The organism is Clostridium sp. MF28 (genome assembly GCF_002969175.1).
Taxonomy (GTDB): Bacteria; Bacillota; Clostridia; order Clostridiales; family Clostridiaceae; genus Clostridium; species Clostridium beijerinckii.
Window position 1 is genome coordinate 3,353,053 of the sequence record NZ_CP014331.1, and the last position, 23,916, is coordinate 3,376,968.

Below are 23,916 nucleotides of genomic sequence, written 5' to 3' on the forward strand. Positions count from 1 at the left end.
GGATGTGCTAGCTATTGGATGCTAGTCTAAGCGTTTAGGGAGTTGGGATTGGCAAATCCGTTTCAACAATTCTGAGGCGTGATGGGGAAGGTTCTACGGAACCGAAGTATCTGATTCCATGCTTCCAAGAAAAGCATCTAGAGAGAGAAGTAGTGCCCGTACCGCAAACCGACACAGGTAGATGAGGAGAGAATCCTAAGGCCGACGGAAGAATTGCAGTTAAGGAACTAGGCAAATTGACCCCGTAACTTCGGGAGAAGGGGTGCCTGAGAAATCAGGCCGCAGAGAATAGGCACAAGCAACTGTTTAACAAAAACACAGGTCTCTGCTAAAGCGAAAGCTGATGTATAGGGGCTGACGCCTGCCCGGTGCTGGAAGGTTAAGGGGAATACTTAGTGGTAACGCGAAGGTGTGAACTTAAGCCCCAGTAAACGGCGGCCGTAACTATAACGGTCCTAAGGTAGCGAAATTCCTTGTCAGGTAAGTTCTGACCCGCACGAATGGCGTAATGACTTGTGCACTGTCTCAACTGCAAATCCGGCGAAGTTGTAGTGCGAGTGAAGATGCTCGCTACCCGCGATTGGACGGAAAGACCCCGTAGAGCTTTACTGTAGCTTAGCATTGAATTTCGGTATTGTCTGTACAGGATAGGTGGGAGACTGGGAAACTAGGGCGTCAGCCTTGGTGGAGTCGTTGTTGGGATACCACCCTGATAGTATTGAAGTTCTAACTGGATGCCATGAAACTGGTGACAGGACATTGTTAGGTGGGCAGTTTGACTGGGGCGGTCGCCTCCTAAAATGTAACGGAGGCGCCCAAAGGTTCCCTCAGAACGGTCGGAAATCGTTCGAAGAGTGTAAAGGCAGAAGGGAGCCTGACTGCGACACCTACAAGTGGAGCAGGGACGAAAGTCGGGCTTAGTGATCCGGTGGTACCTCGTGGGAGGGCCATCGCTCAACGGATAAAAGCTACCTCGGGGATAACAGGCTGATCTCCCCCAAGAGTTCACATCGACGGGGAGGTTTGGCACCTCGATGTCGGCTCGTCGCATCCTGGGGCTGAAGTAGGTCCCAAGGGTTGGGCTGTTCGCCCATTAAAGCGGCACGCGAGCTGGGTTCAGAACGTCGTGAGACAGTTCGGTCCCTATCCGTCGCGGGCGTAGGAAATTTGAGAGGAGCTGTCCTTAGTACGAGAGGACCGGGATGGACTGACCTATGGTGTACCAGTTGTTTCGCCAGAAGCATAGCTGGGTAGCTAAGTCGGGAAGGGATAAACGCTGAAAGCATCTAAGTGTGAAGCCCACCTCAAGATGAGATTTCCCATAGCATAAGCTAGTAAGACCCCTTGAAGACTACAAGGTTGATAGGTCAGAGGTGTAAGTATGGTAACATATTTAGCTGACTGATACTAATAGGTCGAGGGCTTGACCAATATAGTCAAGTTGTAAATACATTAAAGAAACTGTGTGCAATTTTGAAAGAATAATATAAAAAATACTTGACATAAGATATGTTCCAAAGTATAATATTATTTGTAATGATCTGGTGATGATGGCATAGAGGTAACACTCCTTCCCATTCCGAACAGGAAAGTTAAGGTCTATTACGCTGATGGTACTGCATGGGAGACTGTGTGGGAGAGTAGGAAGTCGCCAGGTAAAATTTAAAAGGGATCTTTAGCTCAGTTGGTTAGAGCAACCGGCTCATAACCGGTAGGTCTAGGGTTCGAGTCCCTGAAGGTCCACCATGGGGGTATAGCTCAGTTGGGAGAGCACCTGCCTTGCACGCAGGGGGTCAAGAGTTCGAATCTCTTTATCTCCACCATTAAGAAGTTATGAATTAATTCATAACTTCTTTTATTATACAATTATTTAATTATTTAATTATGTTTAGTATGAATAAGCATAGGAGATAGGAATGTTTTCATATAGAATAAAACAATTTTATTGGGCAATAGAATCTATATTCGTTAAGGAAGATATGGAAATACTAAAGATGTATCTTAGTATTTCTGAGTTGAATTTATTTATGAAACTTACTAAATCAGAGCGGCAACATTCAATAAGAGTCTGTAGAACGGCTATAAAATATATAGAGGATAATAATATAGTTGATATCGATAAAAAAAGGATGGCTAGGTGTGCATTATTGCATGACATAGGAAAATTAGAATCTAAATTAAATATATTTTATAAAGGCATTATTGTTTTTTTAAATAGTATTACTCGCGGGAAATTTTTGAAGTATAATAAAAATAAGAAAATAATAAGTTATTATAATCATCCGGAAGTTGGAGCAAGACTGATTGAGAGTATTAATAATGATGAATGCTTAGACGTAATAAATTCTATCAAGTATCATCATAATAAAAGTGATATTGACTCGAAAAATATATATTTAAAAGTATTAAGTATATCTGATGATTGCAATTAAAATAGGAGGGAAATATGAATTCTATTGAGAGAAGAGAGGATATAATTAAATTACTTCTAGAAAGTAATGAGCCTTTGAAAGGAAGCTTTATAGCAAAAAGATATTCTGTAACTAGACAGGTTATAGTAAAAGATATAGCAATTCTTAGAGCTAAAGGTAAAAATATAATAGCAACTCCAGATGGATATATAATTAATGCAAATAATAATAAAGCTAAAGCAATTATTGCAGTAATTCATACTGAAGATGAGATGATTGAGGAATTAAGTATAGTAATCAAATATGGTGGAATGATTGAAGATGTAGTAGTGGAGCATCCATTGTATGGAGAAATAAAAGGCATGCTTATGATTAAGAATTATAATGAGTTAAATAAATTTATTGAAAAATATAAGGAACAAAAAGCAAAATTACTATCTGCATTAACTAATGGAGTTCATCTTCACACAATAGCAGCTGAAACTCAAGATGATATTGATTTAATTATATTGGAATTGAAAAAGAACAACTTTATAGTTTCAGATTTGGAGGACTAGTAATGGATTATGATGTATTAATTTTAGGCGGTGGGATAATTGGATGTGCAGTTGCCTATGAACTTTCAAAATATAATATAAATATAGCGTTAATTGAAAAGGGATATGATGTTGCAAACGATATTTCATTTGCAAATACAGCTGTAGTTTATGATGGTTCAGAATCAAGTAGTAGTAAAATGGCTCTCTTGGAGAAAAGAGGTATTGATATAATAAGGAAGCATTGTAAAAAGTTCAATGTTAGATATAATAAGATTGGTTCATTAAGGCTTTTCTTAGATGAGAGTGGTGAACTATTAAATAAAGTGTACAGTGATTCTATGGAGCGAGGAATAGATGGAGTTCGCATAATAGATAGTGATGAACTTTATAATGTGGAACCAAGTTTAAATTTAAAGGCAAATAAAGCTATCTATTCTGAGAATACTTCAATAATATCACCATATAACCTAGCTGTTTCATATGCAGAAATAGCTGTAGATAATGGAGTGAATTTTAGATTAGAAGAAGAGGTTATAGATATTAAGACTATTTCTAAGGGATTCAGAGTAACTACGAATAAAAATAAGTTTACTTGTAAACTAGTTATTAATACAATTCCAAATGAATCCTTTAATGATATGTGTGGTAATGTAACAAGCGAAATGAAAAATAAAAAAGTTAAGTGTATAATAGTTAAGAAAAGTATAGGCGATAACTTAAAGAAAATTATTATTGAAGATATAGATGAAGAAAATTCCATGATAAAGGTGCCAATATCCGAAAATGAAAATTTAATTGGAATTAAGATCAGTGATAATTTTAGCGCTAAATTAGAATTGCCAGAAAGAATATTGAAAAATATAAAAAAAGAGTCAATAGTTAATATATTTACAGAAGTATACAGCGAAAATGATATGTTAATAGATGATAGTAATTTGGAGGCCGGTTATATAAAGGTTGTAGGAAATCATTATGCTAAAATATCAGTTGCACCAGCAATTGCTCAGGATATTGAAAAGAAAGTTAAAGTAAGTATGAATATAACGAAGAAAAAGGATTATATTGATAAAAAGAGAGAGACATATATATTTGGAGAGATGACTAAAGATCAAATAAATAGAATAATTTCTCTTGATAAGCGTTATGGCAATATTATTTGTAATTGCAATAATATTTCTGAGGGAGAGATTATTGATTCAATAAGAAGACCTTTAGGTGCAAGAACAGTAGAGGGAGTGAAAAGGCGTACAGGGATAGGTCTTGGAAACTGCAATGGTTCAAGTTGCAATATAAAGATAATAAAGATATTGGCAAGAGAGATGGATAAAAGTGTTTTAGATATAGTAGATGATTCTATGGATTCACAAATTTTAGTTGGAAGAATTAAGGAGTTTAATGAAATTTAGATTGGAGTAATTAGTAATGCCTAATAAAGATGTTTTTACCAGTTTAGTTAGAGTAAAAGGTAATATCAATTACAAAGTTGTATCAGTAAAAAGTAATAAAAGCGTTGAGAAGCACTTATGGAAAGAATTTTCAAAGGTTCTTAGTAGGATTTATGTTAGTACTCCTACTAATATTGGCGATAATATTTGTAAGAATATACTTAATACTGGCGTAGACATAATATGTACACGGAAGATAAAATAATAGCTAAACATTAAATCTATAAGCTAATATTTTATTATAATAATTTATTTTAATAAAATATTATAAAATAGTTGACATAAGTATAAGTAATTGATATAATGATATATGTCACTAGATGTGGAAAGATGGTCGAGTTGGTTTAAGGCACCGGTCTTGAAAACCGGCGTGCGTGTAAGCGTACCTAGGGTTCGAATCCCTATCTTTCCGCCATTTTTTTGTCTAAAAATATAAAATTTATTTGGAGGATTACTCAAGTGGCTGAAGAGGCGCCCCTGCTAAGGGCGTAGGTCGGGTAACTGGCGCCCGGGTTCAAATCCCGGATCCTCCGCCAAGCATCTAACATTTGTTAGGTGTTTTTTAATATAATTAATTAGTCTTAGTAAAACATATATTTTTATTTGTTGAAAATTTATATAAATGCTCAATAAATATAATTTACTATTCTAAATTATTTGATATTCTGTAACTCGTAGCTAAAATTAATTTTAGCTAAATGAAAAAATTAAATTTATTGAAATAAATATGTTGACATAAATAAAATTAGTTGATATAATCATATTTGTTGTGAGACATGGAAAGATGGTCGAGTTGGTTTAAGGCACCGGTCTTGAAAACCGGCGTGCGTGTAAGCGTACCTAGGGTTCGAATCCCTATCTTTCCGCCATTAAAATAGAAGGCACATGGAGGATTACTCAAGTGGCTGAAGAGGCGCCCCTGCTAAGGGCGTAGGTCGGGTAACTGGCGCCCGGGTTCAAATCCCGGATCCTCCGCCAAACATCTAACAAATTGTTAGATGTTTTTTTTGTTTTGAATTAATTTTATGGAGAAAATAAACTTGAAATATTATAATTAATATGTCTGATTATAAAATAAATTAATTATTATAAGAAGGTGAATTATGCTAAGCGGCAGCAAAGTACATTTAAGATTACTAAAAAAGGAAGATGTAAGTATATTATTCAAGTTACATAGTGAAGAGAAAGTTAAAAAGTATAATATAATAATTGATAGCATGGATAATAAAGTAGATTTAAGAAAAGCTTTAAGTATAGTGAATGAGGATGATAATTTAATTGGTTTTGTAACGTACAAGGAGAAAGAATATTATAGTAGGACATACTGCATTGGTATAACGATAGGTAGCGAGTATTGGGGAAGAAGTTATGGGGCAGATTCTATAAAAACTCTTCTAAGATATTTATTTAAGAAGCTGAATGCTGTGAAAGTAGAATTATACGTTGCTAGTTATAATATAAGAGCTATAAAGTGTTATAAAAAATGTGGGTTTATAGAGGAGTATATTAAAAGATATTCTAGTTATATAGATAGAGAATATATAGATATTATAATTATGGGGATAATTAGAGAAAGATATAATTCATATTTAAAATGTGAGGATGGAAAATACGTATGAGTATAAGATTTGTTTATGGAAGATCTGGAACAGGCAAGAGTAAATTTTGCATTGACGAGATAAAAAATAATATTGATAAGAAATTAGATTTAAATAAGTTAATTCTATTAGTTCCAGAACAATATACATTTACGACCGAAAATAAAATATTACATGAAATAGGAGAACATGCTTTTTTTAGGACAGAGGTGCTGAGTTTTAAGAAAATGGCTCATAATATTTTTGAAGAATATGGTGGAAGAGTTAAAGAGATTATTAAGGAATCTGGAAGGAATATGCTAATTCATAGAGTTATAAATGAAAATATTGAGTCTTTGGATTATTTTAATAGGATGTCTAGAGAACAAGGATTTAATGAAATTATATCAGAAGTGATTTCGGAATTTAAAAAGTATAATATTAGCATTGATAGTATAAGAGCAATAGATGAGAAAATAAATGATAATGAATTATATCAAAAAATTAAAGAGTTGATGATAATTTATGAAGCATTTAACTTAAAAATGCATGAAAATTACATTGATGGAGATGATCAGTTAACATTACTAAATAAAAAGTTATTAGAAAGTAGCGCGTATGTAGATTCTGAAGTCTGGATAGATGAATTTACTAGCTTTACACCTCAACAACTAGATATTATAAAGGTATTAGCCAAGAGATGCAGAAGAGTTAATATAACTTTTTGTATTGATAACAAATCTCTAAACAACAACTCTGAAGATATAACTGATGTATTCAATATTATAAAGAGTACTGAAAATAAAATATTAAAGATAATGAAAGAAAACAATATAGCCTATGATAAGCCAGTTAACTTAAATAATGCAATTCCTTATAGGTTTAAAGATAATCTGGAACTTGATCATATAGAAAAGTATTTTTTTTCTTACCCATTTAATGAATATGATAAGACCCCTGAGAGAATAACACTTTACAAAGCAAGTAATATTTATGACGAGATAGAAAGAGTATCAAAAAGTATTACAAGTTTGGTGAGAGAAAAGGGTTATAGATATAGAGATATATCTGTAGTTTGTAGAAATATAGACGATTATGAAAAAATAATATCAGTAATATTTAAAGATTATAATATTCCATACTTTTTAGATAAAAAGATTCAATTACTAAGTAATCCATTGATTGTACTTATAAGTTCTGCTTTTGAAATTTTGCTTAAGAATTGGTCTTATGAAAGTGTATTTAAATATTTAAAGAGTGGTTTAACTGGCATAGATAATTCATATATAGATAGGCTAGAGAACTTTATATTAGAGTATGGGGTAAAGGGTTATAAATGGACATCAAGAGAAATAGTAAATGAGAAATGGTTTATAGGAAATAGTGAATTGACGGATGATAAAGTTTTAATAGCTGAAATTATGGAAGAGATAAGATATCCATTGATGATTTTTCATAATAAAATAAATGGAAAACATAAAGTTAAAGATATATGTTCAGCTATTTATGAGTTTTTAGTGGATGTAAAAGTTTTTGACAGAATTAATGAATGGATTAAAAATTTTGAAGAATTAGGATTAGAAGATAAAGTTAAGGAATATAGTCAGGTTGAAAGTATAGTTATAGACATTCTAGATCAAGCGGTCGATGTTATAGGCGAAGAGAGATTAGAGTATTCTGAGTTTTTTAGAATATTGAGTTCTGGTTTCGCCAATGAAGAGATAGGAATTATACCTGTAGCATTAGATCAGGTTAATATTGGAGATATAGCAAGAATAAAGGGCAGAGATGTTAAAGTTCTTTACATAGTAGGAATTAATGATGGAGTTCTACCGGCATCCAAGAAAGAGGAAGGTCTATTATCTGATAGAGATAGAATAACATTAGGTGAGGTTGGAATAAATTTATCATCAACAACTAGAAATAAAGTTTTTGAAGAACAGTATCTACTATATATAGCATTAACAATTAGTAGTGAATATTTAATGCTTTCATATCCGATGGCTGATTTTGAGGGTAAATCATTAAGACCATCTATAGTAATATCTAGAATTAAAAAGATATTTCCTAATTTAATTGAAGAAAGTGCAATTTATGATTTAAAAATTCTTGAAAATAAATTTGGCAAAATTATTGCACCAATTCCAACATTTAATGAACTTATAATTTCTATGAGAAAAGATTTTGATAAAGAATATATAGAGCCTCACTGGTCTGAGGTATATGAATGGTTTAAAAATAATGGTGAGTTTAAAGATAAAGTTAAGAATATATTTAAGGGGCTTAGTTACTCAAACATTGGAAATAAAGTTCCAAGAAACAAGCTTAGAAAACTTTATCAGAATGACTTAGAAAAGTTAGTATTTAGTGTTTCAAAGTTAGAAAAGTATGCAGAATGCCCTTTTTCTTATTTTGTTCAATATGGGCTAAAGGCTAAAAATAGAAAAGTATATGAATTTACACCACCAGACTTAGGATCATTTGTACACGAAATGCTTGATTCATTCACTAATAAAGTTAGAGAAGATGGAATACTATGGTCTGATTTAAGCAATGAAAAATGTAAGAAGATAATATCTAACCTTATTGATAAGAAGTTAATGGATGAAAGTAATTCTATATTAAATAGTACTAAGAAATTTAAATATTTAGCGCAAAGGTTCAAAAGAGTAATATCTAAATCTGTTTCAGTTATTGCAAGTCAAATAGGGAAAGGTGAATTTGAAGTATTTAAAACTGAATTTGATTTTGGAAGTTATAGCTCTGGAGAAGCTATAACATTAGATTTAAGTGATAATGAAAAGGTGTATCTTCAAGGAAGAATCGATAGAATAGATAAATTAGATTTAGATGGCGAAACTTATATAAGAATTATAGATTATAAAACTGGAGCTAAAAAATTTGACTTAAATGAAATATATCATGGATTACAAATGCAATTATTAGTTTACTTAGATGCACTTATAAGGAATTCAAAATATATACTTGATAAACAAGTAAAACCAGGAGCAATATTATACTTTAAAATAGATGATCCTATAATAAAAAGCAAAAAAGAAATGACTGATGAAGAAGTAGAAAAAGAAGTATTAAGTGCTTTAAAGATGAAAGGATTAGTCTTAAAGGATGCGAGGGTTGTAAAAGCTATGGATAAGGATATAGAAGGATATTCATTGGTTATACCAGCATCATTTAAGGCTGATGGAAGCTTTAAGGCAACTAGTGATGTTGTAACAGAAGAGGAGTTTAGAATACTTAGAGAATATGTAAATAGGAAGATGATAGAGATATGTGAAGAAATGCTAAGTGGAGATATTAAAATTCAGCCCACTAAGAATTCTAACATTGCTCATTGTGAATACTGTGATTTTTCATCAATATGCCAATTTGATACAGAGATAAAAGATAATAAATACAAAATTATAATAAACAAATCTACAAATGATATATGGAATAATATAAAAAAAGAAATTGATAATTCTAATAAATTAATTAAAGTTGAAAATGAGGAAGTATAGTACTATAAAAGAATATAGTATATTTTTGATTAAAATTAATTAGGTTTTCTTACATCTAAAGCAATTTTAATTAGTACAGGAGAGATTTATATATGGGTAATACAAAATGGACTGATGAACAGTTAAGTGCAATTGAAACGAGGAATTGTAATTTACTAGTTGCGGCGGCGGCTGGTTCAGGTAAAACTGCTGTTTTAGTAGAGAGGATCATAAGAATAATTACTAATGAAGAGAATCCAGTTGATATAGATAAGTTATTGGTTGTAACTTTTACTAATGCAGCAGCTGCTGAGATGAGGGAAAGGATAGCAGATGCGATATCAAAGGAATTAGAGAATAATCCTAGGTCTAAAAATCTACAGAGGCAATTAACGCTGTTAAATAGAGCTAATATCACTACAATGCATTCGTTTTGCTTAGATGTAATTAAAAATAATTACCATAGGATTGATCTAGATCCATCATTTAGAATAGGTGATCAGACTGAGGGAATACTAATTAAATCGGAAGTTATTGAAGAACTTTTCGAAGATAAATACGAGGAAGAAGATACTGAGTTTACTAATTTGGTTGAGATATTTAGTAGCTACAAAAATGATAATAATTTAAAAAATTTAGTATTAGATTTATATAGCTTTACAATGTCAGGTCCATGGCCTGAAAAATGGCTTGCTAATAGTGCTGAGTCTTTTAATATTAAACAATTAGATGAATTGGATAGAACTAATTGGGTGAGAGTTTTAGCTCAAAGCGTAAAAATTGAGTTAGATGGGTATGTTAAAATGTTAGAAAAGGCCATTGAGGTTACTAGCAAAACTGATGGATTAGAACCTTATATGGATAACTTATTAATGGAATTAAGTTATATAAGGAATGCTTATGAATCTACTGATAATGGACTTGAGGAAATGTTTAATTCATTATCATCAATACAATTCAGTAGATTAAAATCTATAAAAAAAGATAAGGTTTCAGATGAGTTGTCTCAAAATACTGTAAAAAAGATTAGAGATGATGTTAAAAAAGGAATATCTGAATTATTAAATAATGCATATTCAGTAAATCCACAGCAAATGTTAAGGAATATTCAAGGGGCATATCATTACATAAAAAAATTGATAGAATTAGTTTTAGAATTTAGTGCTAGGTTTAGTAAACGAAAACGAGAAAGAAATATATTAGATTTTAATGATTTAGAGCATTTATGTTTAAAAATATTAAGTGATTATGATGATGAGAATAATATAATTCCATCAAGTATTGCAATGAATTTTAAAGAATATTTCGATGAAGTACTTGTTGATGAGTATCAAGATTCAAATAACGTTCAAGAAACAATAATAAACCTAGTATCCAGAAAGAATGATGATAATCCAAATGTATTTATGGTTGGGGACGTTAAGCAAAGTATATATAGATTTAGACAAGCAAAACCTGAATTATTCATTGAAAAATATAATACATATGATTCAAGTAATGGAACGAATAGAAAAATTCAATTATATAAAAATTTTAGAAGTCGAAGAGAAATTATAGATGGGGTAAATTACATCTTTAAAGAAGTAATGTCTGAAGTTGTTGGAGAGTTAGAATATACAGATGAGGAAGCTTTAAATTTAGGCGCAGACTTTAAGGAAAATAAATTCAAATATACAATTGTTGGAGGCCCTATTGAAGTTAATATAATTGATAAGAGCCATAATGAAACGGTTGTAGAAGATAATGAGGAACAGGAAGAAATAAATAATGTTATTTTAGAAGGTAGGATCGTTGCGAAAAGAATTAAAGAACTAATGTCAAAAAGTGAAGATGAACAAATTTTTAAAGTTTTAGATAAGGAATCTGGTGAATATAGGCCATTAAAATATAGGGATATAGTTATTCTACTTAGAGCCACTAAAAACTGGTCAGAGCCATTATTAGATGAGTTAAGTGCAGAAGGAATTCCAGTGTATGCAGATACAGGATCTGGTTATTTTGAATCAATTGAGATTAGAACAATAATTTCTCTTTTAAAGGTTGTTGATAATCCAATGCAGGACATTCCAGTAATATCAGTAATGAGATCTCCAATTATGGGATTTTCGGCAGAAGAAATAAGTGATATTAGACTTGTAAATAAAGATAATTATTTTTATGAAAATATAAAATATATAAGTGAAGAAACTTATAATTCAATTAATGAATCTTATTCTGATGTATTGATAGCTAAATGCAAGTATTTTATTAATTCCGTTGACAAGTGGAGAGATAAATCAATTTATATGGCAATTGATGAATTTATATGGTATTTATATATGGATACTGCTTATTATGGATATGTTGGAGCTATGCCAAATGGAGTGCTTAGGCAAGCAAACTTAAAAATACTTTTTCAAAGAGCAAGACAATTTGAGAAAACGAGTTTTAAGGGATTATTTAATTTTATAAATTTTATAAATAAACTTATAAAATCTTCAGGTGACATGGGAAGTGCTCAAGTATTAGGTGAAAATGAGGATGTAGTAAGAATTATGAGTATCCATAAAAGTAAGGGGCTAGAGTTTCCAGTGGTATTCTTATGCGGGTTAGGAAAGAATTTTAACCTTATGGATTTAAATAAAAGCATATTGTATCACGATGAACTAGGACTTGGGCCAGACTTTATAGATATAGGAAAAAGGTTTAGCACAGGAACTTTAGCTAAAGAATCAATAAAGAAAAAGATGAAATTTGAAACATTGTCGGAGGAAATGAGAATATTGTACGTAGCATGTACTAGGGCAAAGGAAAAGTTGATTATGACAGGTACAGTAGGAAATCTCGAAAAATCAGCTGAAAAATGGTTAGGATCAGCATCTTTAGATTATAATCGTATATCCCCTTCGGAAGTTTTAAAAGGAAAGTCATATTTAGATTGGATTTGTATGTCACTATGCCAACATAGAGATGGTAGTGTCTTATCAGAAAGTTTTGGAACTGAAAATTTAATATTAAAGGATGATGATTCTAGGTGGAAAGTTAATTTTTGGAATAAGGGCGACTTAATTGATAAGACAAAGACAGAAGTGTTAGAACAAGGTGAAGGATATGAGTTAACAATAATAAATAATAAACCATATGATAATTCTCTATATGAAGAAGTAGATAAAATATTATCATATAAATATCCATTTAAAGCTTCAACAACAATTAAAAGTAATATTTCAGTTTCAGATTTAAAGAGAAGGAATGCAGAAGAAGATGATGATACTGAACAATTATATAGAGAAAAGGTAAAAGTTGTTCCTAAGTTTCTTCAAGAGAAGAAAGGTCTTACTCCTTCAGAAAAGGGTACTGCAGTTCATTTTGTAATGAAAAAAATAGATTTTAATAGAGTATCATCTACGGAGGAAATTAAAGAACAATTGCACGAATTATTTGAAAAGGAGCTTTTGCTTAGCGAAGAATTAAAGGTAATTAATCCTACTAAGATACTGAGCTTTTTTAGGTCGGATTTAGGGAAAAAAATTCTTGATTTAAATTGTAGTGGAGAAAAGATTTATAGAGAAATACCTTTTTATACAGAGATAAGCAGTTTAGAAGTAGATAAAACACTTGATAATATATATAAGGATGAAAAGATAAGATTACAAGGAATAATTGATTGTTTCTTTGAATATAAGGGAGATATTATACTTATAGATTACAAAACCGATTATATTATAGAAGGTCATGAAGATGAATTTAAAGAGAAGTATAGGAAACAATTAGATTATTATAGTGATGCAATATTTAAGTTAACAGGTAAAAAGGTTAAATATAAGTACTTATATTCATTTTATTTAGAAAAAGAAATTAGAATAATATAAATATGTTTAAGTAAAATAATAAGAAAAGCAAGAAGACAAAAATAAATTTATCTTCTTGCTTTTTTAATAGTTATTTTATTATAACTTTACTTTCTCTAGGTATGTTAGTAAAAATCCATTTGGCATCATCTATAGAGAGTCTAATACAGCCATGAGAAGAAGGTTTATTCATGGTATAATCTAGAACCGTAGTTTTGTCTTTAGCAAATGGAACTGAATGAAATAAAATGTCTCCAGTAATTTGAATCCAATATTTGCCGCCTTCCTTATATTCCTCTGAAAAGAACCAATCACCTCTCTCTTTAATAGTAAATGATCCAGAAGGGGTATCTTCTCCACTTATTCCAGTGGAACAAGTGAATGCTTTAACCAATTGCCACTTATCAGCTTTTCCTTTATAAACATAAGTCTTTTGATCTTGAATGTTTACATCTATAAGATAAGGTGTTGTACTCTCTATATTTAATGTATTAATATTTTTTGATGTAATATTGGTTGTCAAGGCACGCGATGAAGCTTCAGCAATAGCTGAATTTTTATCTAAGTATTCTTGTTGTTTTTCTTTTATATCTGCTATCTTTTCTTTTACATCTATGTCATCACCCAAAAGATCATTATTGTCTGAAATTTTAGACATAGCTTCGCTATAGTAATCATTGCTAATTAAATTATCGCAGTAAGCAAATAAATTCTCCTTTAGTTTACTTTTTGATTCATCTAGGTATATAAGTGAATCTGTATAGTTAAGATCTAAAGCAGAAACTTTTTTAAAGAATGAAATGGCCTCTGAATATTGTTCATTATTAAAAGAATTAATACCAGAGTTATAATTTTTAATAGAATCTTGAATTAAGTCTATCGAATCAGAAGCATTATGTAGATCATCATCATTCACTAGATTATAACGTTTTATTTCCTTAAACTGAATTAAGGCATCTTCAGAAGAAAGTTTCTTATCTTGGATTTCATCTGATAAAGTATTAATTTTAGTTCTAAGATATTTGGATACATCATGACTAATCATAGATAATTTAAATGGATTAAAGTTTTGTTTAGTTATCAATAAATTATTAGCTTCAGAAAATTTATAATTATCAAAATCTGATTTGAAGTTATTTAAAAGTTTATTATAACGGTATAACTCATAAAAGCAGCTAGAAGATAATGCTATTAATAAAGCTAGCACATATATAATTCTTTTAGGTAATTTTTTAGTTTTTAACTTTTTATAATAAAATGTATTTATGCTCAAATAAATGCCTCCTAATGAAGTAACTAATATATTTAGAGTGAATTTGAATAAGATATTGCCGATTAATCTTTTATTTAATTACAAAGTCCTCTTTTATTTATATAATATTGACAATAAAAGTAAATAATAAACCTTGAAGTTTAAACTAATTTTAATATGTGTTAATATACTTAATAGGCCTTATGAAAGTAGACAATATTTATCTGGAGGGGAAAATGACTAATAAAACTAATTTTTTTATAAAGCTTATAACTTCTATATATGACATAAAGGTTTTTTCTAAATATGCGAAAGAAGGAATATTAAGATCAATCTCATATGCAATATTCCTTAGTTTCTTATTGGGAGGCTTAAAGAGTGCATTTGTTCAATATAAGAATTATAATTTAGATATAATATCTTTAGTAGATCAAACGGTAGCATATTTTTCAATAATACTTTTTAATTTATTATTGAATTCCTTAATTGTATCAATTGTTGCAGCGCTTTTCACAGTATTTTTAAGAATGGTAGTCAAATATATAGCTTTATATTCTTTAACCTTATATGCGGCTACATTGCCATTAATAATACAAATAATACTAGAAATAGCTAATCCTAATATAAGCTTTGATACTATGTTTATTGTTGGAACATTAACCTATGTAATATTGATATTAAAGTATATAAAGGATGAAATAATAAGAAACTATACTTAGTAATATAAGCATATATATATAAATTTCTCAAATTATTATCTAAATTTGTAATATTCAATTATTAAACTTAAACGAACAATTATATAATCTTTTGGAATTAGAAATATCATATCAAATTTATTTAATATGGTTGTTAGCCGGGAAGTTATGTGATATTATATATTAAGGGTATATGGTAAAAAAAGTAAAAAAAATTACAAAAGGGGATTTAAAAATGGTTGAGGTTAATATTTTGAAAGATAATCAGATTGATAGGGAAAATATATTGAATAGAAATGACCTTATTAAGTTATCGAAAGATGAATTAGTTAGCAAACTTATTAATTTATCAGAATCTAAGAAAAATCAAGAAGATTTTATTTTGAATATTTCACATGATTTGAGATCACCATTAAATATAATTTTAAGTGTTTTACAATGTTACAAGGATGATTATAAAGATATTAAAAGGTATGGTAAATGCCAGGATCACATGGATGTTATAAAAAGAAATTCATATAAAATATTAAAACTTGTAAACAATCTAATAGATACAACAAAATTAGAAAAAAATCATTATAGTATTAAAAGAGAGAATTTAGATGTAATTAACTTAATAGAGTGGAATATATCTTCAATAGATAAATATGCTAAGCAGAAGGAGATCTCTTTAGTTTTTGATACAAATGTTGAAGAGTGCATAATGGCAGTAGACCCAGAAGCAATAGATAGAATAATAATGAATTTAATTTCTAATGCAATAAAGTTCTCGCCAAGGGGAAGTAATATATATATAAATGCGTGGAAAAGTATAAATCAATTAACTATTTCGGTAAGGGATGAAGGAATTGGGATACCAAAGGAAGAGCAAAATACAATTTTTAATAGATTTGTTCAATCTTCAAGAAATAAAAAATCTGAGAATTCGGGAAGTGGGATAGGTCTTGATCTAGTTAGATATTTAACTCAAGCTCATAATGGTAGTATCGAATTGAAAAGTGAAGAGAATTCTGGTTGTGAATTTATAATTAAGTTACCAATAGAAAGATTACAGGATGATGAAAATAATAGAGATAAATGTTTAAATATTAAAAGTAAAGTGGAAGTACTTGAGGTAGAGTTTTCTGATATATATTTGTAAAAATCATCATGAACAAGGATAGTTATCTAAAAATTAAACCTAATTTTTAGATAACTTATTCCAAATTGTATATGGGACTAAGTTGAATAATAGTATTAAATTTATAAAATTATGAGAATAATCAAATTATAAACTTGATTATTATAACCGCTTGTGATAAGATAAACTTGTTGCAAAAATTGAATATGGAGCGTTAGTTAAACGGATATAACATACCGCTACGGACGGTACATTGAGGGTTCGATTCCTTCACGCTCTGCCAAAATAAAAAGAATGGGTAACCCATTCTTTTTATTTTATAAAACTTTAGTACCAATATTTTCACCAAATATAACTTTACATTCAAAGCCTAATTTAGATTGTTCTATAATATCAGCATCTATTTCTATAGATCCTTGTTCAAAGAATAATATAGTTGTAGATCCTCCAAATTTAAAATAGCCTTTTTCGTCACCTTTATTTACTCTAACTCTAGGGGAATAAGTTTGAATTATTGAACCTACACATGTAGCACCAACCTCTATATGAAGTACATCTTTAAAGTTATCTGATTTAAATAAAGACCATTCTCTTTTATTTTCACAAAAAAGTTTAGGAACAGATTTTAAAGCTATTGGATTTACAGAATAATAGTGCCCTTTTATAGGATGATTTTCATATGGAATACCAGAATCGATAAAGTGAAATCTATGATAGTCAGTAGGGCATAAGCGTAATACAACGCATATTCCATTTTTATATTTACTAGCTACATTATCATCATTAATTAACTCTTTTAAACTATAAGTTAATCCCTTAATTTGAATTATATTATCTAAGTCAATGTCTTCATAGGCAGTTATTCTTCCATCTCCTGGAGAAATTAATATATTATTATCTGAATTTATTGGTCTAGCATCAAAATTTAATTCTCGTGTAAAGAAATCATTAAAAGATTTAAATTCATTAATTTTCTTCTTCGACATAGCCATATCAATATTAAAGCTATCTACAAATGGTGAAATTTTGGATTTGCTTAGCTTTGTATCACAATACTTCCCATATAACTTAGAAAATAATTTTTTCTTTGCAATAAGTTCAGTAATTGTTTTACCAACTGGTGATTCATAGGTCCATTCTATATATTTCTTTCCAGCGATAAGTTCTTCTTCATAAGATTTTGTAGTTCTATTATATACTTGAATCATAAATACAAATGTCAAAACTTTATTAAATAATTTAGAGATAACAGCTCTAAAGATTTATAATGTTACAGTTATGACAAGTATCCTCCATTTCTTATTTTAATTAGATATATCTAGTTAAATCTATAGAATAATCATTTAGTAAATAATATAGAAAAACTGATATATTGAATAAATTATGTGTAACATACATAGTTTATTTTTTACCTTAATATTAATTTTATCACAGATAATCAAAATTTCAAAAGTAAGATTATAGGTAGTTTGAGTCAAGTAAAAGTTGGCAAGAATTTTATTTAATTTATTATCCATTATTTTACATCATATTTTTAGAATTTCCCTACACACGCTTTATACTTAACTATAACTAATATCACTAAATGATTTTAATCCACATAAATCACGCACTATTTTTCTACCTAGCGTTGTGGCAGCTCCGCTGTACGGAATTTGTGCGCTATTACACTTATATACCTTACATTTATTAGATTCTTTATTTGCTTGAAATACTGTTAATGGTAGTTTTGTAACTATTGTATCAATAACATTATCAGGAATAATATTTCTATAGATTTTATCCACAGTATCAAACAACCTATTACTAAATTTTTCAGATAATATTTTAGATAAATTATCTGCACCATTAATAGACCAGCTCATTTTTCTGCCCTTCATCCTTTGAGCTAATACATCACAAATATTATGTTCCATTGTACCTAAATTCCTGTATTCTATGCCTTCCGGCGCCGTAGGCATGTCTATGTTACCTCTTAATTTATATGGTGTTAATCCATCTCTATTGTGAGCTAAGTAATCATATAACTCAGTAAGCTTCTTAAATGAAACATCTTCTTCATTTGTAAGTGTCATCATATTTACAATAGCTTCTAGACCTTCATCAATTTTACCTTCTCTAAATAGTTTTAATAATTGCTTTTGGGTTCTTTTATCACTTACCTTACGCATAATTGCTTGACCTACATGAAATGGATCTAGTTGAAAATGAATGTCTTGATCCTCACAAGTTGCCTTAATCCACTTTGCTCCATCACCGTTTAATATTCTAGTTTGAATTTCGTCTACATTGTATTTTTCTGAAATTGTTGCGCTAGCAAGCTTTTTAAAGTGGCTAGAATTACTAAAACTTGCACAAGCAGTTTTATCAACAACTACATATTCTTTTTTGCTTCCTGGACGTAAAGTCCAGCCTGTATATGATACTGCTAGTTTTAACTCTTTCTTTTTATTTTTCCCTTTTGGTCTATCTTTACCTTGAAGATAGAGCCAAACTCCATCTTGCTCTTGAAACAATACTGGTACTTCCTTTTCGCCTTTTAACACACCTTTATCATCTAGTTCAATTTTACGATTTTCTAGTTCTTTAATCTTTTCTCCAACTGTTTGAACTACGTTCCAAACGCCTTGAGCACTAATTTCTTGATTACACATAGTTTTAATATTCTCAGATGTCTTTCTAAAAGAAACATCCGCCACGTTAGTCAAAATAGTTTCTACGAGATTTATAGAAACATTTCCTATAGTATCCATTCCTAAATACTCATCCAAAAGGTATTTAGTTGCTTTCTTACCATCCTCAAGTTTTAATTCATAAACACGCCTAGAATACTCTACATTCCCCATAATAGTCCTCAAACAAGTTTGCTTACGGCCTTTATTACGGTAAACCTTGCTATCTCTTTCATTAAGTAGTTTTTCATCCAAGGATTCTAATATGCTTTTTAATGCATTGCAAGCTTCATCACAAGCATATTTATAAATTCTTTTCTCTAACTCCTTGAAAGTAAATCCATTATCATTTAAACTTAATTCATACATAAATCTAACTCTATTCTATTTAGTTTCGTCAACTTAATTATAATGGATAATTTATGTATTGAGGAGATGCTTTTGCATCTCCTTTATTATTTATATAGTATTCTTTATTATCTTTGCCTACTAAAATTATACTCTAACTTATAGGTAGTGAAAGTTTCATTTTTGATATAAATAGTAATATGTAGAATTGTGGTTTAATAATGAACTAAATGATATAATATATTGATAATATTGGCATAAGTAATTATTGAAAAATGAGGAGAAATGTTATGAACAAAACAAAGAACTTGATTTTTAAATCTGCAATAAAAATATTTTCTGAATCTGGATATAGAGGTGCTACTATGGATGATATAGCTGCCAATGCTGGACTTGTAAAGGGGACATTATACTATCATTTCAAGAGTAAAGAGGAAATATTTAATTTCATTGTTGAGGAGGGATTGCAAATATTACAAAATCAAGTTATTGAAGTTCAGAATATCAATATAGGTCCTATTGAAAAATTAATAAAAATATGTAGAATACAATTAACATTTTTATATGGGTATACAGATTTTTTTAAAATAGTAATGAGCCAGTTGTGGGGGACTGAGCATAGACAAAATGAATTGCGTCATAAGATACGAAAGTATATAAATGAAATTGAAATTAATATAAGAACTGCAATGGAAATTGGGGAAATTAAAAAAGGAGATGTAGAACTTATTGCATTCCAATTTTTTGGATCACTATGTTCATCTGCAATATATGAATCTATACATATAGAGAAGATAAATTTAGAAGATATTATAGAGAGTACTATTAAGTTTACATTGAATGGATTAGGAATAGATATAAATAGATATATTTAAAATATGAAGTTTATATTTTAAATTCTAGATAAATGTAATTAGTTCTAGTTTACACTTATAATTAAATATAAATAGGGAGTGTATAGAGAGACATTTTTTATGAGCAGTATATATAATCATTACCAAATTGAATAAAATAACGAGGGAACTGGGGGATACTAATGAAATTTTTAGCGAGTGATTTAGATGGAACGCTATTTAGAGATAACAAAATTTCAGAAAAGGATTTAGATGCATTGAGGCGACTAAAAGCGTTTGGAAATAAGATAATAATTTCAACAGGAAGAAGTTTAAAAGGAGTAAATAGTATTTTAAAGGAATATCCATTTGAGTATGATTACTTGGTTATGTGTAATGGTGGAGTGATAATGGATAACAGAAATAATATTATACATGAGAAATCAATACCGAATAAAATACAAAATAGAATAATAGCTGATTTTTATGATATAGGAGATTCCTTAATATATTATGATGATGGAAATGATACTTATATGATAGAAAATAAATTAGTTGATGTTTCAGCTGTAGATGCTGATTTTTTTAATCATTTTTCTAATAGGGTAACATTAGAAGAAGCATTGAGTAGCGTATCAGATTCACAAATTATGAGTGTGTTTAATGTATCTCAATCTATAGAAAAATCAGAATTGGTAAGAGAAAAGTTGATAAATGAATATGATGAGTATATAGAAGCTTTTAGAAATCAAGTATTTGTAGATATAGTTGCAAAGAATTGTTCAAAGGGAAATGCAATTATGATGATTTTGGAAGATGAAAATAAAGGCGTTGATAGCTTATATACGGTCGGCGATTCAATGAATGATATTTCCATGTTTAAGATTACCAATAATAGTTATAATTTAATTCAGTAGAAGAACTAATTAAACCATATGCTGATAATCTTGTAGATCATGTTTTTGAAGTAATAGAAGATATGCTAAGATAAAAGATTAATTTAGAGATTATAACTTATTCAGCAAATTAAATGGAAAATAATTTATTAAAGAAATATAAAAGTTCAGCAATTTATAGAAATGCTGAACTTTTTATTATAAGTATATTACATATAATCTTAATTTATATGGTTAAATTATTATTTATTAGAATTAGAAAATTCTAAGTATTCATCAAATGTCATAGTTCTATCAACTATAGAACCATCATCCTTAATATCTATGATTCTATTTGCTATAGTTTGAACGAACTGATGGTCATGAGAAGCAAATAATATATTACTATTATAATCTTTCAAACCATTATTTACAGCTGTAATTGATTCAAGGTCAAGGTGATTCGTAGGTTGATCTAACATTAATACATTAGCATTAGAAAGCATCATTTTAGACAACATACATCTAACTTTTTCTCCTCCTGATAATACATTGGCTTCTTTTAATGCTTCCTCACCAGAGAATAACATTCTGCCTAGGAATCCTCTGATATAGCTTTCAGATTTTTCCTCTGAATATTGTCTAAGCCAATCTACTAAAGAAAGATTGCAATCGTCAAAGTATTTTGAGTTATCAGCTGGGAAGTAAGCATTAGTTATAGTTATTCCCCATTTATATTCACCGCTATCTGGTTCCATTTCTCCAGATAATATTTTGAATAATGTAGTTACGGCTATTTCATTACCAATAAGAGCAATTTTATCACCTTTATTTACTATGAAATTCACGTTATCTAATACTTTAACACCATCTACTGTTTTTGATAAATCTTTAACCATTAAGATATCATTACCAACTTCTCTTTCAGGTTTAAAACCTACAAATGGATATTTTCTACTTGATGGTTGAATATCATCTAAAGTAATTTTATCCAAAAGTTTTTTACGAGAAGTAGCCTGCTTAGATTTAGAAGCATTAGCACTAAATCTTGCAATAAAGTCCTGTAATTCCTTAATCTTTTCTTCCTTTTTCTTGTTTTGATCTTTTGACATTTGAAGAGCTAATTGACTTGATTCATACCAGAAGTCATAGTTACCTACATAAATTTTTATCTTTCCAAAGTCAACGTCAGCCATTTGAGTACAAACTGAATTTAAGAAGTGTCTATCATGCGATACAACTATAACAGTTCCATCAAAGTTACCTAAAAAGTCTTCTAACCAGTTTACAGCCTTTAAATCAAGACCGTTAGTAGGTTCGTCTAGAATTAGTATTCCAGGATTACCAAATAAGGCTTGAGCTAAAAGAACTTTAATTTTTTCTCCACCAGTCAATTCTGATACATTTTTAAAGTGAAGATCAGTTCCTATACCTAGTCCTTGTAAAAGCGAAGATGCTTCAGATTCTGCTTCCCAACCATTAAGTTCAGCAAATTCACCTTCTAATTCAGATGCTTTAATTCCATCTTCATCAGAAAAGTCAGGTTTAGCATAAATTTCATCTTTTTCCTTCATTATTTGGTATAGTCTTTCATTCCCCATTATTACAGTTTCTAGGACTTGAAAATTATCATACTTATAATGATCTTGCTTCAAGACAGACATTCTTGTGTTAGGAGCAATTATAACTTCACCAGTATTAGGTTCTACCTCACCTGATAATATTTTTAAGAATGTACTCTTTCCAGCGCCATTAGCACCAATAACTCCATAACAATTTCCTGGAGTGAATTTAAGGTTGACATCTTCAAAAAGCTTACGTCCACCAAATCTCAAACTAACATTTGATACGTTTATCAATATATTTCGACCTCATTTCTTCTTAATTATAATAATGCACAATTAGGGAAAAAATCCTTTTTATCGTTAAAATATGTTATCATAAATTAATTTGGAATTTCATCCTTAATTGTGCATCGTATAAATAGTTTAACTACATGTTGCTTATTATATCATATAATTAATGATTTTTGCATTTTTAAGTATTTCTATAATTTTAAATTTTTGTATTATTACTTAATTAAAATTAATGTTATTTATAATTTTTGGTACTCCCAAAACATTCATCTATTATTTTTTCACTCATACGTCTATAAAGATTACTCATGCTAACATATGCGCATATAAGCAGAAATTTTTCTTCATAGTCTCCTAAAGAATTATCTTCATTACTTATTAGATTTGTAATATTATCATAAATTTTAGTTGAGGAAGATTTTAAATCATCTAAGTTTGAATCATATATATCAAGAAAGGATTGGTATATATCATGTAATGGATATTCTTCTTCTTTTTCAAAAGCAATAATTATGGGGCTCAAGATAGTTTTTATATCTGTAAGGGACAGTGCACCTTTTAAATTGTAAATTAACCCCATTAAAATAAGATGACTTTTAGTATACTTCTTATTTTTAATTTTCATTAAAAGATTACCTTTGGCGTAGTTATTAATCATAGTTTTAGTAAGAACTTTGTCATCATCATTTCTTTTAGTGTAGCTTAATTTACTTTCAAATAGCTGCATTACTTGATCCATATATAAATCAATTTCAGGAAAATCATTTAAGTTAATGTTATTAGATGATTTTTGTGAATTTATATATGCATCAATATTAAAGTTATTCATATAATTTCACTCCTCACATAGTAATAGAAACTATGTCATTATTATAAATTTAATATTATCGAAAAGAAGTAGATAATTCAAGCATTTATGGGTAAAATACTATTTAATAAATAGAAAATAAACAAAAATGGGGT

Annotated in this window: 16 protein-coding genes, 7 tRNA genes and 2 rRNA genes (1 of these 25 only partly in view); 20 read left to right on the forward strand and 5 right to left on the reverse strand. The window is 29.3% G+C overall.

Annotated features, from left to right (window positions below; all coding sequences use genetic code 11):
* From AXY43_RS14420 to addA, 15 genes are all read left to right on the forward strand, one after another.
* Positions 1-1,431 (forward strand): 23S ribosomal RNA (locus AXY43_RS14420); it begins 1,478 nt to the left of the window's first position.
* Between the two features lie 109 nt (positions 1,432-1,540).
* Positions 1,541-1,657: ribosomal RNA gene (gene rrf, locus AXY43_RS14425) — 5S ribosomal RNA — on the forward strand.
* A 12-nt stretch (positions 1,658-1,669) separates the two neighbouring features.
* A tRNA-Ile gene (locus tag AXY43_RS14430) sits at positions 1,670-1,746 on the forward strand.
* A gap of 1 nt (position 1,747) precedes the next feature.
* A tRNA-Ala gene (locus AXY43_RS14435) sits at positions 1,748-1,823 on the forward strand.
* A 93-nt stretch (positions 1,824-1,916) separates the two neighbouring features.
* The gene (locus AXY43_RS14440; protein ID WP_039773422.1) at positions 1,917-2,432 is read left to right on the forward strand and encodes an HD domain-containing protein; all 516 of its coding nucleotides are present in this window, start codon (positions 1,917-1,919) and stop codon (positions 2,430-2,432) included.
* A gap of 14 nt (positions 2,433-2,446) precedes the next feature.
* Positions 2,447-2,968, forward strand: a complete 522-nt coding sequence (locus AXY43_RS14445; protein ID WP_023976926.1) for a transcription repressor NadR — start codon at positions 2,447-2,449, stop codon at positions 2,966-2,968.
* A 2-nt stretch (positions 2,969-2,970) separates the two neighbouring features.
* On the forward strand, positions 2,971-4,356 hold the full coding sequence (locus AXY43_RS14450) for an NAD(P)/FAD-dependent oxidoreductase (RefSeq protein WP_105411735.1): 1,386 nt from the start codon (positions 2,971-2,973) through the stop codon (positions 4,354-4,356).
* A 16-nt stretch (positions 4,357-4,372) separates the two neighbouring features.
* The gene (locus AXY43_RS14455) at positions 4,373-4,600 is read left to right on the forward strand and encodes a DUF1667 domain-containing protein (protein ID WP_011967376.1); all 228 of its coding nucleotides are present in this window, start codon (positions 4,373-4,375) and stop codon (positions 4,598-4,600) included.
* A 119-nt stretch (positions 4,601-4,719) separates the two neighbouring features.
* A tRNA-Ser gene (locus tag AXY43_RS14460) sits at positions 4,720-4,810 on the forward strand.
* 30 nt (positions 4,811-4,840) lie between these two features.
* Positions 4,841-4,931: transfer RNA gene (locus AXY43_RS14465), tRNA-Ser, on the forward strand.
* A 242-nt stretch (positions 4,932-5,173) separates the two neighbouring features.
* Positions 5,174-5,264 (forward strand) — tRNA-Ser (locus tag AXY43_RS14470).
* A gap of 18 nt (positions 5,265-5,282) precedes the next feature.
* Positions 5,283-5,373: transfer RNA gene (locus AXY43_RS14475), tRNA-Ser, on the forward strand.
* 125 nt (positions 5,374-5,498) lie between these two features.
* Complete coding sequence (locus AXY43_RS14480) at positions 5,499-6,014, forward strand: GNAT family N-acetyltransferase (RefSeq protein WP_105411736.1); 516 nt, start codon at positions 5,499-5,501, stop codon at positions 6,012-6,014.
* Entirely contained in the window at positions 6,011-9,490 is a 3,480-nt protein-coding gene (gene addB / locus AXY43_RS14485) for a helicase-exonuclease AddAB subunit AddB (protein ID WP_105411737.1), read from the forward strand. Before AXY43_RS14480 ends, addB begins: the two co-directional genes overlap by 4 nt.
* A 92-nt stretch (positions 9,491-9,582) precedes the next feature.
* Positions 9,583-13,320, forward strand: coding sequence for a helicase-exonuclease AddAB subunit AddA (addA, locus tag AXY43_RS14490; RefSeq protein ID WP_105411738.1), 3,738 nt, complete (start codon positions 9,583-9,585; stop codon positions 13,318-13,320).
* A 70-nt stretch (positions 13,321-13,390) separates the two neighbouring features.
* Here addA and AXY43_RS14495 read toward each other — a convergent pair whose 3' ends face one another.
* Entirely contained in the window at positions 13,391-14,572 is a 1,182-nt protein-coding gene (locus tag AXY43_RS14495) for a L,D-transpeptidase (protein WP_105411739.1), read from the reverse strand.
* Positions 14,573-14,787: 215 nt separating this feature from the next.
* On the opposite strand from AXY43_RS14495, the gene AXY43_RS14500 reads away from it, so the two are divergent.
* From AXY43_RS14500 to AXY43_RS14510, 3 genes are all read left to right on the forward strand, one after another.
* On the forward strand, positions 14,788-15,270 hold the full coding sequence (locus tag AXY43_RS14500; protein WP_017209559.1) for a DUF1189 family protein: 483 nt from the start codon (positions 14,788-14,790) through the stop codon (positions 15,268-15,270).
* 214 nt (positions 15,271-15,484) lie between these two features.
* Complete coding sequence (locus AXY43_RS14505) at positions 15,485-16,390, forward strand: sensor histidine kinase (RefSeq protein ID WP_105411740.1); 906 nt, start codon at positions 15,485-15,487, stop codon at positions 16,388-16,390.
* Between the two features lie 187 nt (positions 16,391-16,577).
* Positions 16,578-16,652: transfer RNA gene (locus AXY43_RS14510), tRNA-Arg, on the forward strand.
* A gap of 34 nt (positions 16,653-16,686) precedes the next feature.
* Here AXY43_RS14510 and AXY43_RS14515 read toward each other — a convergent pair.
* Together AXY43_RS14515 and AXY43_RS14520 are read right to left on the reverse strand one after the other, a co-directional pair.
* Positions 16,687-17,577, reverse strand: coding sequence for a phosphatidylserine decarboxylase (locus tag AXY43_RS14515; protein WP_011967383.1), 891 nt, complete (start codon positions 17,575-17,577; stop codon positions 16,687-16,689).
* Between the two features lie 354 nt (positions 17,578-17,931).
* Positions 17,932-19,410 (reverse strand): ISLre2 family transposase, encoded by a 1,479-nt coding sequence (locus tag AXY43_RS14520; protein ID WP_077870071.1) that lies wholly within the window; start codon positions 19,408-19,410, stop codon positions 17,932-17,934.
* 269 nt (positions 19,411-19,679) lie between these two features.
* Between AXY43_RS14520 and AXY43_RS14525 the strand changes: the two genes are divergently transcribed.
* Positions 19,680-20,264, forward strand: a complete 585-nt coding sequence (locus tag AXY43_RS14525) for a TetR/AcrR family transcriptional regulator (protein ID WP_017209556.1) — start codon at positions 19,680-19,682, stop codon at positions 20,262-20,264.
* A 161-nt stretch (positions 20,265-20,425) separates the two neighbouring features.
* Positions 20,426-21,139: an HAD-IIB family hydrolase gene (locus AXY43_RS14530; RefSeq protein ID WP_243099092.1), complete on the forward strand. Its 714-nt coding sequence runs from the start codon at positions 20,426-20,428 to the stop codon at positions 21,137-21,139.
* Positions 21,140-21,360: 221 nt separating this feature from the next.
* On the opposite strand, the gene AXY43_RS14535 is transcribed toward AXY43_RS14530, so the two are convergent.
* On the reverse strand, positions 21,361-22,956 hold the full coding sequence (locus AXY43_RS14535) for an ABC-F family ATP-binding cassette domain-containing protein (RefSeq protein WP_041893271.1): 1,596 nt from the start codon (positions 22,954-22,956) through the stop codon (positions 21,361-21,363).
* 232 nt (positions 22,957-23,188) lie between these two features.
* Positions 23,189-23,782, reverse strand: a complete 594-nt coding sequence (locus AXY43_RS14540; protein ID WP_077868832.1) for a DUF1836 domain-containing protein — start codon at positions 23,780-23,782, stop codon at positions 23,189-23,191.
* Between the last annotated feature and the right edge of the window lie 134 nt (positions 23,783-23,916).

What these genes read in the sequence shown, in the direction of transcription:
- AXY43_RS14450 (WP_105411735.1), top strand. Translation starts at nt 2,971, where the DNA reads ATGGATTATGATGTATTAATTTTAGGCGGTGGGATAATTGGATGTGCA.
- AXY43_RS14525 (WP_017209556.1), top strand. Translation starts at nt 19,680, where the DNA reads ATGAACAAAACAAAGAACTTGATTTTTAAATCTGCAATAAAAATATTT.
- addB (WP_105411737.1), top strand. Translation starts at nt 6,011, where the DNA reads ATGAGTATAAGATTTGTTTATGGAAGATCTGGAACAGGCAAGAGTAAA.
- AXY43_RS14515 (WP_011967383.1), bottom strand. Translation starts at nt 17,577, where the DNA reads ATGATTCAAGTATATAATAGAACTACAAAATCTTATGAAGAAGAACTT.
- AXY43_RS14455 (WP_011967376.1), top strand. Translation starts at nt 4,373, where the DNA reads ATGCCTAATAAAGATGTTTTTACCAGTTTAGTTAGAGTAAAAGGTAAT.
- addA (WP_105411738.1), top strand. Translation starts at nt 9,583, where the DNA reads ATGGGTAATACAAAATGGACTGATGAACAGTTAAGTGCAATTGAAACG.
- AXY43_RS14530 (WP_243099092.1), top strand. Translation starts at nt 20,426, where the DNA reads ATGAAATTTTTAGCGAGTGATTTAGATGGAACGCTATTTAGAGATAAC.
- AXY43_RS14520 (WP_077870071.1), bottom strand. Translation starts at nt 19,410, where the DNA reads ATGTATGAATTAAGTTTAAATGATAATGGATTTACTTTCAAGGAGTTA.
- AXY43_RS14505 (WP_105411740.1), top strand. Translation starts at nt 15,485, where the DNA reads ATGGTTGAGGTTAATATTTTGAAAGATAATCAGATTGATAGGGAAAAT.
- AXY43_RS14480 (WP_105411736.1), top strand. Translation starts at nt 5,499, where the DNA reads ATGCTAAGCGGCAGCAAAGTACATTTAAGATTACTAAAAAAGGAAGAT.
- AXY43_RS14540 (WP_077868832.1), bottom strand. Translation starts at nt 23,782, where the DNA reads ATGAATAACTTTAATATTGATGCATATATAAATTCACAAAAATCATCT.
- AXY43_RS14440 (WP_039773422.1), top strand. Translation starts at nt 1,917, where the DNA reads ATGTTTTCATATAGAATAAAACAATTTTATTGGGCAATAGAATCTATA.
- AXY43_RS14445 (WP_023976926.1), top strand. Translation starts at nt 2,447, where the DNA reads ATGAATTCTATTGAGAGAAGAGAGGATATAATTAAATTACTTCTAGAA.
- AXY43_RS14500 (WP_017209559.1), top strand. Translation starts at nt 14,788, where the DNA reads ATGACTAATAAAACTAATTTTTTTATAAAGCTTATAACTTCTATATAT.